This is a genomic window from Mycobacterium deserti, assembly GCF_025345615.1.
In the GTDB taxonomy this organism is placed as follows: Bacteria; Actinomycetota; Actinomycetes; order Mycobacteriales; family Mycobacteriaceae; genus Mycobacterium; species Mycobacterium deserti.
This window is the reverse complement of the sequence record NZ_JAODWD010000002.1, coordinates 803,016-816,371: the sequence shown is the minus strand read 5'-3', so window position 1 is coordinate 816,371 and position 13,356 is coordinate 803,016. Positions and strand designations below refer to the sequence as shown.

13 protein-coding genes are annotated in these 13,356 nt (G+C 66.5%); 5 read left to right on the top strand and 8 right to left on the bottom strand.

All coding sequences use genetic code 11. The features are described from left to right. Positions 1-56: 56 nt before the first annotated feature. Positions 57-1,130 carry an NAD(P)H-dependent amine dehydrogenase family protein gene (locus N4S67_RS10200; protein ID WP_260992824.1) on the top strand — a complete coding sequence of 358 codons (1,074 nt, stop codon included), beginning with the start codon at positions 57-59 and terminating at the stop codon, positions 1,128-1,130. Between the two features lie 48 nt (positions 1,131-1,178). Here the strand turns inward: N4S67_RS10200 and N4S67_RS10195 are convergent, their stop codons facing one another. Then, entirely contained in the window at positions 1,179-1,589 is a 411-nt protein-coding gene (locus N4S67_RS10195) for an STAS domain-containing protein (RefSeq protein WP_260992823.1), read from the bottom strand. A 112-nt stretch (positions 1,590-1,701) separates the two neighbouring features. After that, positions 1,702-2,937 (bottom strand): DNA polymerase domain-containing protein, encoded by a 1,236-nt coding sequence (locus tag N4S67_RS10190; protein ID WP_260992822.1) that lies wholly within the window; start codon positions 2,935-2,937, stop codon positions 1,702-1,704. A 54-nt stretch (positions 2,938-2,991) separates the two neighbouring features. Between N4S67_RS10190 and fadD2 the strand changes: the two genes are divergently transcribed. Next, a complete protein-coding gene (fadD2, locus tag N4S67_RS10185) occupies positions 2,992-4,701 on the top strand; it encodes a long-chain-fatty-acid--CoA ligase FadD2 (protein ID WP_260992821.1) in 1,710 nt (569 codons plus the stop codon). A gap of 10 nt (positions 4,702-4,711) precedes the next feature. On the opposite strand, the gene N4S67_RS10180 is transcribed toward fadD2, so the two are convergent. The 4 genes from N4S67_RS10180 to N4S67_RS10165 form a co-directional block, all read right to left on the bottom strand. Beyond that, a complete protein-coding gene (locus N4S67_RS10180) occupies positions 4,712-5,023 on the bottom strand; it encodes a hypothetical protein (RefSeq protein ID WP_260992820.1) in 312 nt (103 codons plus the stop codon). A gap of 2 nt (positions 5,024-5,025) precedes the next feature. Beyond that, a complete protein-coding gene (locus N4S67_RS10175; RefSeq protein WP_260992819.1) occupies positions 5,026-5,301 on the bottom strand; it encodes a hypothetical protein in 276 nt (91 codons plus the stop codon). 62 nt (positions 5,302-5,363) lie between these two features. Continuing rightward, positions 5,364-7,565 (bottom strand): acyl-CoA dehydrogenase, encoded by a 2,202-nt coding sequence (locus N4S67_RS10170; RefSeq protein WP_260992818.1) that lies wholly within the window; start codon positions 7,563-7,565, stop codon positions 5,364-5,366. 18 nt (positions 7,566-7,583) lie between these two features. Further along, the gene (locus N4S67_RS10165; protein WP_260993072.1) at positions 7,584-8,552 is read right to left on the bottom strand and encodes a 2-hydroxyacid dehydrogenase; all 969 of its coding nucleotides are present in this window, start codon (positions 8,550-8,552) and stop codon (positions 7,584-7,586) included. A 59-nt stretch (positions 8,553-8,611) separates the two neighbouring features. On the opposite strand from N4S67_RS10165, the gene ampC reads away from it, so the two are divergent. Then, entirely contained in the window at positions 8,612-9,763 is a 1,152-nt protein-coding gene (ampC, locus tag N4S67_RS10160; protein WP_390893329.1) for a class C beta-lactamase, read from the top strand. 7 nt (positions 9,764-9,770) lie between these two features. Here the strand turns inward: ampC and N4S67_RS10155 are convergent, their stop codons facing one another. Then, on the bottom strand, positions 9,771-10,913 hold the full coding sequence (locus N4S67_RS10155) for an alpha/beta hydrolase (RefSeq protein WP_260992816.1): 1,143 nt from the start codon (positions 10,911-10,913) through the stop codon (positions 9,771-9,773). Between the two features lie 138 nt (positions 10,914-11,051). Between N4S67_RS10155 and N4S67_RS10150 the strand changes: the two genes are divergently transcribed. Beyond that, entirely contained in the window at positions 11,052-11,627 is a 576-nt protein-coding gene (locus N4S67_RS10150) for a VOC family protein (protein WP_260992815.1), read from the top strand. Here N4S67_RS10150 and N4S67_RS10145 read toward each other — a convergent pair. Further along, on the bottom strand, positions 11,624-12,235 hold the full coding sequence (locus tag N4S67_RS10145; protein WP_260992814.1) for a TetR/AcrR family transcriptional regulator: 612 nt from the start codon (positions 12,233-12,235) through the stop codon (positions 11,624-11,626). The genes N4S67_RS10150 and N4S67_RS10145 overlap by 4 nt on opposite strands. Positions 12,236-12,313: 78 nt before the next feature. Here N4S67_RS10145 and N4S67_RS10140 point away from each other — a divergent pair, with 78 nt between their 5' ends. Then, complete coding sequence (locus N4S67_RS10140; protein ID WP_260992813.1) at positions 12,314-13,213, top strand: oxygenase MpaB family protein; 900 nt, start codon at positions 12,314-12,316, stop codon at positions 13,211-13,213. The last annotated feature ends 143 nt before the right edge of the window (positions 13,214-13,356 follow it).

The following is a 13,356-nucleotide window of genomic DNA, read 5'->3' as shown; positions in this document are numbered from 1 at the left end:
GCCATGCGGCCGAGTTTCGCGCCGTGTCGTTCGGTCGGCGTCAGTACGCTCCGTTCATGAACAGGCTTCGCGTCATCCAGTGGGGGACCGGGGCGGTGGGCTCCGAAATGCTGACCGCGATTCTCGACCACCGCGACGACCTCGACCTCGTCGGTGTGCGCGTCTATTCCGATACGAAGGACGGGGTGGACGCCGGCGCGTTGGTGGGCCGTGCGCCGGTGGGCGTCACCGCGACGGTGAACGTCGAGCAGGTGTTGGCGCTCGACGCCGACTGTGTCCTCTACACGCCACGCAATACCGACATCGCCGATGTCTGCGCTCTCCTGGCGAGTGGCAAGAACGTAGCGACGACCGCGTTCCTGTTTCACCCGCAACGCATCGACGCGGAGGACAGAGACCGCGTCCTCGCGGCGTGCGAGCAGGGCCGCTCCACGGTGCACGGCGGCGGTCTGAACCCGGGCAATCTGTCGGCGGCGCTGCCGCTGGTGCTGTCGGGGATGAGCCGGACGATCGAGAAGATCACGCTCCAAGAGCGCGCCGACTGGTCGGTGTACGACAGCACGGCGATCACGTTCGACAACATGGCGTTCGGTCAGCCGGTCGAGGACATCAGCCCGACCGCCAACGAGTTCCTCGCGTTCAACAGCTCACTGTTCACCCAGCAGGTTTGGTTGCTCGCCGACGTGCTCAATGCCGACATCGACGAGGTGACCGCGACGGTGGACGCAGTCGCCGCACGGGAGGATCACCAGATCTTCGACCGTCTGCTGCCTGCCGGGACGACTGCGGGTCAACGCTGGAACTGGACGGGACGCCGCCGCGCCGAACCGCTGGTCGAGATCGAGACCCTGTGGACCGTCGGCGGTGAGTACCCGGCGCACTGGCCGTCCCCGCAGCACGGTTGGACGTTGACCATCGAGGGCGATCCGTCGATGCGCACCCATTTCTTCTCGCTCGCGAGCTTCAGCCGCGCGGCGAGCATGGAGGAGCACGTCCGATCGGCCAATGTGGCCACCGCTATGCAGGTGCTCAACGCGGTCCCGGCGGTCTGTGCCGCACCGCCGGGCTTTGCAACCGCGGCGTCGCTACCGCTGATCCGCAGTTATACGGGCTTTGCGGCGGCGCGGTGACGGGTCAGTAGGTAGGTCAACCAGCGAACATCGATCAACATGACAATCTCACGCAGTCTTTCCGAGTATCGGGAGTAAGCGCCGGCGCTCACCGAGGACGTCGGCGAAGTGCTCGAGCGCATCGGGCACGGAATCGGCAATGGGGAACACGCCCGCGTCGCCGAACGCGCTCAGAGCGCGGCTGACGGACGGGCTCGTCACGAGCTCCCACTCCACCCCTGCAGCGGCGCAGGCGTCGTCGATGGCGTAGAAGAGCGAAACACAGTGAGCGGCAAAGGAACCGACGCCACTGAGGTCGAGAACAATCGGCTTCTCAGGTAAAACGAAGCGCCGCGCGAACTGGGTCACGCGGTCGATGTTCGCGCCGATGTCTCCCGAGATGGTCACCACCGTCGCCAGTTGGCGGCAGCGGGCGCGAATCTGGGCGCCGTCGCAGTCGAACGCCGGGTTTCCGTACATAGCGCCTCCTCTCGGTTACGTGAGGCCTACGTTATTGAGCCAAAGTAAGGCAACCGGGTGCAGGTGCTAAGCCTTTGGTAAGAACCTGATTTCGGCGGCGACAGCAAACCGCTCAGCTACCCCGCATCCCCTGTGGCCCGGAATAGTTCTCCCAAGGGCTGTAGTCGGCCAGCAGCGGTTCCTGCGATGGGCGCTCGTTCTCGGGAACATGCTGCAGATTGATCCTTATGCGGTACCAGATCGAGCTGGGCCCCCGCATACCGTCGACGAGAACATCTGCGGGCTCCAGCTTTTCGGCTACCGACGGGTAACGTGCGCGCCACTCGTCGAGCGCGGCCAGCGCCTCGTCCTTGGTCTTGGTGCGGGCGATCTCGATCAGCGGCTTCGAGGAAACGCGGCGACCGGTCCCCTTTTTGGCGCCCCTGGGCGCCTTCTCGGCCGGGCCCAGCCGATCGGCCAGGTCCAGCAACCCGTCAAGCGTGCCGGCGTAGTCGTCCATCGGTTCCCACGGATCACCGTCTCGCTCGAACCGGGCGGGGACCGTCGCCACGGTGAACGCCTCCGGTCTGCAGCCGGGGACCTCGTCCCACCGCAGCGGCGTCGACACCCGCGCGTCGGGCGTCGCGCGCACCGAGTACGCCGAGGCGACGGTGCGGTCGAACGCGTTCTGGTTGAAGTCGACGAACACGCCTTGACGTTCTTCCTTCCACCACCGCGCGGTGGCGGACTCGGGGGCGCGCCGTTCCACCTCACGCGCCACCGCCTGGGCGGCCAGCCGGACGAACTTGAACGGCCACCGCGGCTGGATGCGCGCATATATATGGAAGCCGCGCGAGCCTGACGTCTTGGGCCAAGCCGTCAGGCCGTGGTCCTCGAGTACCTCCCGGGCCACCATCGCGACGTCGACGATCTGGCGCCAATCCACCCCCGGCATCGGATCCAGGTCCACCCGCAGCTCGTCGGGATGGGCGAGGTCGCCTGCGCGCACCGGGTGCGGGTTGAGGTCGACACAACCTGTGTTGATCGCCCACGCCAGCCCCGCGGCGTCATCTATGACCGCCTCCTTCGCCGAGGTCCCCGACGCGTATTTCAACTCGGCGACATTCACGTAGCCGGGTCGTTTCTCGGGTGCGCGCTTCTGAAAGACGGCCTCTTCGGTGATGCCCTTCACGAAGCGTTTGAGAATCATCGGCCGGCCCGCGACCCCGCGCAGCGCACCGTCGGCGACAGAGAGGTAGTAGTGGATCAGATCCAGCTTGGTCAGGCCGGCGTCGGGGAAGACGATCTTGTCCGGGTGGGTGACCGTGACCGGCTGACCGTCGACCTCCAACGTGAGCGGACCAGCCATAGCGCCATCGTAGGTTCTGAGCCCGGTGCGATCCTTGTCACATATTGTGGGCGCATGCCCAAGCTGACCGAATTTCCCTTGCAGGCAGTCGCCAAAGTCCAGCAGTCCGTCGGGAAGTACGTGGAGCGGGGCGCCGCCGAGCTGCACTATGCGCGCAAGATGTTCGAAGCGGGCGCGTTCAAGCTCGAACCGCCGCAGAACGTCGCCGCGATGCTGGCCGACATCCGCCGCTGGGGCGAGTTCGGGATGATCCCGGCGCTCAACGCCCGGCGCACGCCGGATCGTGCTGCGGTCATCGATGACTTCGGCGAGATGACGTTCAAGGAGCTGGACGACGCCGCACACTCGGTGGCCAACGGCCTGCTGGCGATGGGCATCAAGGGCGGCGACGGGGTGGCGATCCTGGCCCGCAACCACCGCTGGTTCCTGGTGTCCGTCTATGGCGTCGCCCGTACCGGAGCCCGCATCATCCTGCTCAACAGCGAGTTCTCTGGCCCGCAGATCAAAGAGGTCTCCGAGCGCGAGGATGCGAAGGTGATCATCTACGACGACGAGTACTGCGAGGCGGTGTCGAAGGCCGAACCCGAACTGGGCAAGCTGCGCGCGCTGGGCATCAACCCCGACAAGGACGAGCCGTCGGGGAGCACGGACGAGACGCTGGAAGATCTCGTCGCCCGCCACAGCGGCAAGCCGGCGCCGAAGGTCACCAGGCACTCGTCGATCATCATCTTGACCAGCGGCACCACCGGAACCCCCAAGGGCGCCAACCGAAGCACGCCACCGACGCTGGCCCCGGTCGGCGGGGTGCTGTCGCACGTGCCGTTCAAGGCCCAGGAGATCACGTCGCTGCCCGCGCCGATGTTCCACGCGTTGGGGTACCTGCACGCCACCATCGCCATGCTGCTGGGCAGCACCCTGGTGTTGCGCCGCCGCTTCAAGCCGGCGACGGTGCTCGAAGATATCGAAAAACACAGGGCTACAGCAGTTGTCGTCGTCCCGGTGATGCTGTCGCGCATGCTCGACGCGCTCGAGAAGATGGAGCGCAAGCCGGACCTGTCGTCGCTGCGGATCGTGTTCGTCTCCGGCTCACAGCTGGGGGCGGAGCTGGCCACCAGGGCCATGAAGGACCTCGGACCCGTCATCTACAACCTGTACGGCTCAACCGAAATCGCGTACGCCACGATCGCGCGCCCGAAGGATTTGTCGATTAATCCGGCGACCGTCGGGCCGTTGGTCAAGGGCGTGAAGGTCAAGATCCTCGACGACAACGGCAACGAGTTACCGCAGGGCGAAGTCGGCAGGATCTTCGTCGGGAACTTCTTCCCGTTCGAGGGTTACACGGGCGGCGGGCACAAGCAGATCATTGACGGGCTGATGTCGTCGGGCGATGTCGGTTACTTCGACGAGCACGGTCTGCTGTACGTCAGCGGCCGCGACGACGAGATGATCGTCTCCGGCGGCGAGAACGTCTTCCCCGCCGAGGTCGAGGACCTGATCAGCGGCCACCCCGAGGTGGTCGAGGCCACGGCGCTGGGGGTGGAGGACAAAGAGTGGGGGCATCGGCTGCGCGCGTTCGTCGTGAAGACCGACGGCGCCAGCATCGACGAAGACGCGATCAAGCATTACGTCCGCGACAACCTGGCCCGGTACAAGGTGCCGCGTGAGGTGGTGTTCCTCGACGAATTGCCGCGCAATCCGACGGGCAAGATCCTCAAGCGCGAACTGCGCGAGATCTCCGTCGGCGGAGACGACGAGAAGGCTTAGGTCGGCGGCGCTAGGTCGCCATCATCGCCGCGCCGGGAATCGACAGGCAGAACAGCATCGAGACGAGCAGGAACCAGCCTGCGCCCTGCCAAGCGACCCAAGCGCCCTGCGCCTTCCATTCCCGGTAGGTCTTGACGAACGCACCCACCCCACCGACGAACAGAATCGCAGGCACCGTCGACGCGCTGACGACGGATTCTCTTGCGAGGACCACATAGACGGCGAACGCGAGAGCCGCGATCGCGACCACCACACCGACGTAGGTGGCCGCCGTGCGAAACGCGCCGGGCTGGTCGAAACGCTTCTCAGCGTCGTGCGTCACGCCTACCAGGGGCCGTTGACGTACGCCGACAGGCAGCCGGGAATGTCGCGGCACGCGATGATTGCGTTGGCGTCGGGAGCCGAGCCACGAATCTTGTGCCCGCGGTCCGGCAGCGAGCAGCTCTGCACCCACGGGTTACCCGGGATGATGCCGTTGTAGCAGGGCCGCGCCTCGCTTTGTGCGGTGGTCGCGCCACCGAACAGGACCGCGGGCCCCATCAGGAAACCGGCGGCTGCTACGGCCGCGCCCAGAAATCTCGTGACTCTTGAAATGCTCATCACCACCACCCAACAGCCGGAACCAACCAGCTATTTCATGGTACGCCCGCTGACAAGCCCGTTTACGGATCGCGCGGCAGGCCGAGCAGCCGCTCGGCGATGATGTTGAGCTGCACCTCCGACGTGCCGCCGTAGATCGTGGTGGCACGGCTGGCCAGCAGGTAGTCCGCCCATCTGCCCTGTGGCGACTCGGCATCGCCGACCGCGCCGTCGGTGCCGAACGACGACACCGCGAACTCGGCGTAGCCCTGTCCGGTCTTCATCGACAGCAGCTTGGAGATCGCGGCCGCGGGCATCGGGTCCCCGCCCGCCAGCGTCAGCAGCGTCGAGCGCATGTTGAGCACCTTGGCGGCGTAGCCTTCGGCGATCAGATGGCCCGCGTGGTTCTGGCCGATCTGGTCGAACTGCCCCTCGCGGACGAATTCGACGAAGCCGTCCAGGCTCGGCAGGAACGGCGGCTCGCTGCTGCCGATCGACACCCGCTCGGCGGTCAGCGTGTTGCGGCTGACCTCCCACCCACGGTCCACCTCGCCGAGAACCAGGTTGTCGGGCACGAACACGTCGTCGATGAACACGGTGTTGAACATCGCGTTGCCGGTGAGCTCGCGCAGCGGCTTGACCTCAACGCCCTCACTGGCCATGTCCAGCAGGAAGTACGTGATGCCGTTGTGCTTCGGGGCGCTGGGGTCGGTCCGTGCCAGCAGGGCACCCCACTGGGAGACCTGCGCGCCGGTCGTCCAGATCTTCTGGCCGGTGATGCGCCAGCCGCCCTCGACCTTGGTGGCTTTGGTAGTGAGGCTGGCCAGATCCGAACCGGCGCCCGGCTCGGAGAACAGCTGGCACCAAATCATCTCGCCCAGGAATGTCGGAGGCAGGAAACGCTCTTTCTGCTCGTCAGTGCCGAAAGCGACGATCGACGGGATGATCCACGCCGCGATACCCATCGCGGGTCGGCGCACCCGGCCGCTGTTGAACTCCTGCGCGATGATGATCTGCTCGACGGGGCCCGCCGCCCGGCCCCACGGCTCGGGCAGGTGCGGCTGTACCCAACCGCCCTCGGCGATCGCGGCGTTGCGCTCTTCGCGGGGAATGTCCTTGAGCCGGGCCACTTCTCCGCGGATCTCGTCGCGCAGCTTCTCAGTATCCGGGTCCAGGTCGATGTTCAGTGAGCGCATGCCCGTGCTGGTGGCCACGTCAACCACTTGCTGCGGGTAGTCGGCGTGGCGGCCGAAGGACGCGGCAAGTACCAGCGCGCGCCGGTAGTAGACGTTGGTGTCGTGCTCCCACGTGAAGCCGATGCCGCCGTGCACCTGGATGCAGTCCTGCGCGCAGTGCTGCGCGGCCGCCGGGGCCAGCGTGGCCGCAACGGCCGCAGCGAACTCGAAAGCGCTGTCCTGCGAACCGTTCTGGGCCTCATCGATCGCGCGGGCCGCATCCCAGACCGCGGCGACCGCGCGTTCGGTGTCGGCGATCATGCTGGCGCACTTGTGCTTGATGGCCTGGAACTGGCCGATCGGACGGCCGAACTGCTCGCGGATCTTGGCGTACGCGGTCGCGGTGTCGGTCGCCCACCGGGCGACGCCGATCGACTCGGCCGACAGCAGCGTCGAGATCAGCGCGCGGGCGAGCGTCCTGCTCAGGTTGCTCAGCACCCGATCGTCGCCGACCTCGACGGCGTTGACGCGCACATGAGCCAGCGGACGCAACGGGTCGACACTCTTGACGGGTTCGATCTCCAACTGGTCGGCGTCGAGGACCACCCACTCGTATCCGCTGGTGCCCGTGTCGAGCCCAGCGACGGGCAGCACCAGCACCGACGCCTGCGCGGCGGCCGGGACCGCGCGCACCTCGCCGCGGATGACCCATCCGTCGCCGTGCCGGGTCGCGGTCAGTCCGGAGTCGATGGCATATGCGGCGATCACGTCGCCGGAGGCGAGGTCGCTCAGCAGCTTGGCCTCGGGATCGTGCGCCGCGATCAGCGCGCTCGCGATAGCCGACGGGACGAACGGGCCCGGCACAGCGCCGTAGCCGAACTCCGCGACGACGATTGCCAGCTCGAGGATGCCGAAGCCTTGTCCGCCAACGGATTCGGCGAGATGCAGACCCTGCAAGCCCTGTTCGGCCGCGGCCTTCCAGTACGACGGCGGATTGGAGATCGGTGTCTCCAAAGCTTCGTGTAGGACCTCTGACGGGGCAACCCGTGCCACCAAGGACCGCACCGAGTCGGCGAGATCGTTGTGCTCAGGATTGATCGCGATGGGCATGCGTCATTGCCTTCCCTATTAACCGGTCGGTTGGGTTCGAGGGTACTCGGGCCGGTTGACCACATTGGCGAGTGGTTGCCCGTCGCGCATCCGCCGGCAGTTGTCGACGGCGTGTTCCAGATAGCGCCGCATCGTGTCGACGGTGTACCAGGTGACGTGCGGGGTGAGCACGACGTTGGGCAGTGTGAGCAGGGGATTGTCCGCGGCGACCGGTTCAGAGGCGAACACGTCGAGCCCCGCGGCTGCCAACCGGCCCGTGCGTAGCGCGTCGACGAGTGCCTCCTCGTCGATGACACCTCCGCGCGAGGTGTTGAGCAGCACCGCGCCGGGCTTCATCGCAGCCAGCGCCTCGCGACCCAACAGTCCGGCGGTCTGATCGGTCAACGGCAGATGCAGAGAGACGATGTCGCTGGCGGACAGCAGGTCGGGCAGCGATCGCCAGCCGGGGTGGCCGTCATCTCGGGTGCTGGTGTGCAGCACCGCAGCGCCCATCGCCGAAACGATGGTCTCCACCCGCTTGGCGATGTTTCCGTACCCGACCAGGCCCACAGTGCAGCCGCCGATATCGCGCACGGTTTCGCCCAACGTGGGGTCCGACGGCCAGCCTTTCCCCGCGCGCGTGGCCTGATCGAGTTCGACCAGCCGGCGCAGCGCGGCCAGCATCAGCAGCAGGGTGCCTTCGGCCACGGACGGCGCATTCGCGCCGGGCATGTTCGCAACAGCGATGCCCAGTCGGGTCGCGGCATCGACGTCGATGGTGTTGACCCCGGCGCCCAGCTTGTGCACGAGCTTGCAGTTGCCGGCCCGTTCGAGGTCGGCACCGGAGAGCGGCCGCAAAACGTGCCAGATCACGTCGACCTCGGGCAGTTCGCGGTGAAACGTCTCGTCGTCGTCCTCACCGCAGTAGCGGATGTCCAACCAGTCGGTTACCGGCGCAAGGAAATCGATCACCTTGTCGCCGGGCAGGAAGTGCGCGAGAACCCTCAGTGCGCTCACCCACTCGGACCCTAGTCGACCTGTAAGCTCGCAGCCGCATGAAAGCGACGATGTGCAATGCGAAGGCCGTCCTACTGACGCTGGCGATCGCTCTCGTCTGCACGCCGCTGCCCAGGGCGGCCTCGGTGCCCGACCCGGTGTCCACCGCGGTGCACGAGGCATTCGCGCCGCTGTTGCAGACCTACGACGTGCCCGGCATCGCGGTGGCGGTGATCGAGGACGGCACCCCGGCCTTCTTCAACTTCGGCATCGCGTCGAAGGAATCGGGAACTCCCGTCAGCCAGGACACTTTGTTCGAGATCGGCTCGCTCAGCAAGACATTCACCGCGACCCTGGCCGCGTCAGCGGAGACCACCGGGACGATCTCGCTGACCGAGCAACCCGGGCGGTACATGCCGGCGCTGCGCGGAACCTCGCTCGACGCGGCCCGCCTACTGGACCTCGCCGCCTACACTGCAGGCGGCCTGCCGCTGCAGTTTCCCGAGACCGTCCGCACGGACGCCGACATGACCGCGTACTTCCAACAGTGGCGACCCGCCGCGCCGCCGGGGCACCTCCGCGAGTACAGCAACCCGAGCATCGGGTTGCTCGGGCACGTCACCGCGCTGGCCGCGGGACGGCCGTTCGTCGACCTGGTCGAGGACGACCTCCTGCCCCGGCTGGGCCTGCGCCACACGTATATCGACGTTCCGGAAGCCGCCATGGGTTCCTATGCGTGGGGATACGACAAGGCCGACAACCCGGTCCGCGTCAACCCCGGGGTCTTCGACGCCCAGGCGTACGGCGTCAAGTCGACCGCTGCGGACATGATTCGCTTCATCGATGTCAATCTGCGGCCCGGCCAGGTCGACCCGCCGCTGAACAGTGCTGTGCGAGCAACGCACGTCGGCCGGTACCAGGTCGGCCCCATGGTGCAAGGCCTTGGCTGGGAGCAGTACGGCTATCCCGTCGCGCTCGACTCGCTGCTGCAAGGCAACTCGGCCGACATGGCGATGAAGCCGCATCCGGCCACACCGGTCACGGCTGCGCAGGCGCCAGGGCTGTTCAACAAGACCGGGTCGACCGACGGGTTCGGCGCGTACGCCGCGTTCGTGCCCCAGGAAAGGATCGGCATCGTCATGCTCGCCAACAGGAATTTTCCGATCGCAGCCCGCGTAACCGCCGCCAAATCGGTGCTCGACGCACTCGCCGCCTCTCACTGAAACCGGTTCAGCGCCAACGCTTCGTGATCCATCTGGCGATGGTGTCGGCCTTCTCGCTGCGGGCCCCGGGGGTGGTGAAGTAGTGGTCGGTATCGATCGAGAAGTGGGTTTTGTCGGTACTCGCCAATGCGTCGTAGATGCGTTTGGCGTCGGAGGGGTACACGCCGGTGTCCTGTTCGGCGTTGATCACCAGCGCCGGGCATTTGATTCGCGCGAGGTGGGGTTCGGCGCGCGTCTGCGCGTGCCGAAGGCTCCACATGCCGATCCAGTTGCGCAGCGTGCACGCCGCGGCGATGCCGTGCGCCGACCGGTTGGCCTTGGCGGGAACGCCGGCGTAGCACATGTTGGCCGGTCTCTTGGTCGGCTCCAGGGCGGGGTCGACCATGCGCGGATCGGCCCAGGTGCGCAGCACCGTGAACGGGCGGTCCGAGAACCCCGCCGCGTGTAAGCGCTTCAATTCGGTCTCCGCCCAGTCCGTAATCGCATGATTACGCGCGATCTGCGCCTCGCGGTAACGCTTGACGAACGCGGCGGTGTACGGCGGGCCGTTGTCGTCGCTGAACAGGTCGAGCTCGGGATCGGTTGCCACCGCGTCGTTCTCGTCGACCACCGACGCGTCCATCCACGCGGTGAGCACATCAGGTCTGCCGGGATGCGCGGCGCTGGCGACGTACCCGTCGGCAGGGGGCAGATCTGCCAGACCGGCCGCCGGGCGCATACCCTCCAGTGGCGTGACGTGAGGGTCGACGGACTGCGCCTGATACGCGGCCATGAGTGACCCACCACCCGAATTGCCAAGCAACACAACCGTGTTGACACCCTGGACCTCGCGCAACCAGCGCACTCCCACGCCGATGTCGACCAGCGCGTGGTCGAGCAGGAAGCTGCTCTCGAATCCGCGGTAGCGGGTGTTCCAGCCGAGAAAGCCGATGCCGCGGGTAGCCATGTAGTCGGCGAGATAGTGCTCGGAGAAGTCGATCTGGTAATGCGTGGCGATCATCGCGACCTTGGGCTTGCGGCCGACACCGCGGTGGTACAGACCCTGGCACGGGTGCCCACCAGCGCCCGCGCGTCGTGCGGTGGCCGACGACAGTCCGACGAATTCTCTTGTAACACCCGGTGTTGCGGTGTCCACCGGTGCCTTGGTCATGGTGTCGTGCGTCCTTCTGCCCCGTCGGTCGGCGGCGGTACACGCGGGCTAACGGTCACGGCCTCTCCTCGACCATTGATCGCAACTGAACCCGATGTTAGATTCGAATTTCGAGCTTGACCAGAGGAGCAACCAGAGATGATCAAGCCGAACAATCCCAATCCCGAATTCCAGCTCGGCGGAATCAACCATGTGGCCCTGGTCTGCTCGGACATGGCCAAGACCGTCGACTTCTACAGCAATGTGCTCGGCATGCCGCTGATCAAGTCGCTCGACCTGCCCGGCGGCATTGGCCAGCACTTCTTCTTCGACGCGGGAAACGGCGATTGCGTCGCGTTCTTCTGGTTCGCCGACGCCCCGGACCGGGTCCCCGGCATCTCGTCGCCGGAAGCGATCCCGGGAATCGGCGACATCGTCAGCGCCGTGAGTTCGATGAACCACTTGTCTTTTCATGTACCTGCCGAGAAGTTCGACGAGTACCGGCAACGCCTGAAGGACAAAGGTGTGCGCGTCGGCCCCGTCCTCAACCACGACGAGAGTGCGGCGCAGGTCTCGCCGACGGTCCACCCCGGGGTGTACGTGCGTTCGTTCTACTTCCACGACCCTAACGGCATCACGCTCGAGTTCGCCTGCTGGACCAAGGAATTCACCGAAAGCGATACTACGACCGTTCCGAAGACGGCCGCCGACCGCCGACCTCGCGTTTCGGCTTAGGTCTCGCGGTACCGCGTCGGCTCGGCGAGTGCGTCGAGCGTCGTCGCCAACTGGTCCACCAGTTCTTCCGGCGTCAGCCGCACGTCGCCCGCCAGCCATGCGCTGATGGTCTGTCCGACGCCGCCGACGGCGAAGTGGGCGGCGGCCTTCACCGCATCGTTGTGCTGGGCTCCCAGCGCGCCCGCGTGCTGGAACAGCAAGGCCGCGAACAAGGCGGTCGACTCGGCGCGTTTGCGCACGATCACCGCGTTGGACAGCTCAACGCTGAACAGCAAGCGGCCCACCCGGGCGTCGGCGGCGATGGCGCGCACGACGTTCGCCATGCCCGCGCGGCTCTGCTCCTCGGCGGGCGCCGCTGCGACGGCGGCCTGCGTGGTCGCGGCGATGTCGGCGATCACCCAGTCGAACACCGCGGCGACGAGGTCGTCCTTGTCGGGAAAGCTCTCGTAGAAGTACCGGACGGTCAGTCCTGCCTGTCGGCAGACGGCACGCACGGTCAACTCGGCACCGGACCCCAGCACGTCGAGGCCCGCTTCGAGCAGGCGCCGTCGACGCTGCGCGAGACGCTCAGTGGCGTCGACGCCGCGGTACGGCCGGACCTGTGCCATCCCGCCATCTTGACACCTGTTCACGGCGGGTGCAATATCAGGAAACACGCGTTCTCACATTTGCCGAAGGGGTGGCCGATGACGGTTATGGAGCCGATTGACCACGTAGGACGGGCCGTCAGCGACCCGGCGTTGCCGGTGTCGACGAAACGCTCGAAGCGGGCCGCCCACTTTGACGACGGTCTGATGGGCGTCGCGCTGCTCGCCGGCGCGGCCAACGTGATCATGCAACTGGCGCGGCCGGGAGTCGGTTATGGCGTGATGGAGAGCCGCGTCGAAAGTGGCCGCGTCGACCTCCACCCGATCAAGCGGGCCCGCACCACGTTCACCTATCTCGCCGTGGCGACCATGGGCACCGAGCAGCAAAAGGCCGCGTTCCGGCGCGCGGTGAACCGGGCGCATGCTCAGGTGTACTCGCTCGACGACAGCCCGGTGAAGTACCACGCGTTCGACAAGGATCTGCAGTTGTGGGTCGGTGCCTGCCTCTACAAGGGCGGCGTCGACATCCAACGGTTGTTCGTCGGGGAGATGGACGAGGAGACCGCCGAGCGCCACTACCGGGAGGGCATCCCGCTGGGGACGACCCTGCAGGTGCCGCAGGACATGTGGCCGCCGGACCGTGCCGCCTTCGATCGGTACTGGCAGGAGTCCCTGGACAAAGTCCACATCGATGACGCCGTTCGGGAGTACCTCTGGCCGATCGCGGCGGGCCGGATTCGCGGCGTCAAACTTCCGGCGCGGATACAGCAGGCGATGGATGACTTCAATCTGCTGATCACCGGCGGCTTTCTGCCGCAACGCTTTCGGGAGGAGATGAAGCTCGACTGGGATGCCGAAAAACAGCGGCGGTTCGACCGTCTGATCGCCCGGTTGCGCACGATCAACAACCTGCTCCCGAGATTTGTCCGCAAATTCCCGTTCAACGTCTTGCTCAAGGACCTCGACTGGCGCGTCCGCACCGGCCGTCCGCTGGTGTGATCAGGCGGGTGCCCGCCATCTGATGGCTACCCGCCCGAGCGCGAACGACACTGTCGCGCCAGAAGGGCGCGTTCTTCTCCCTCGTCTACAACGAGCAGCACCAGCCGGCCGAGCAATGGTTCGGCGACCGCGGCTGGCGAGCC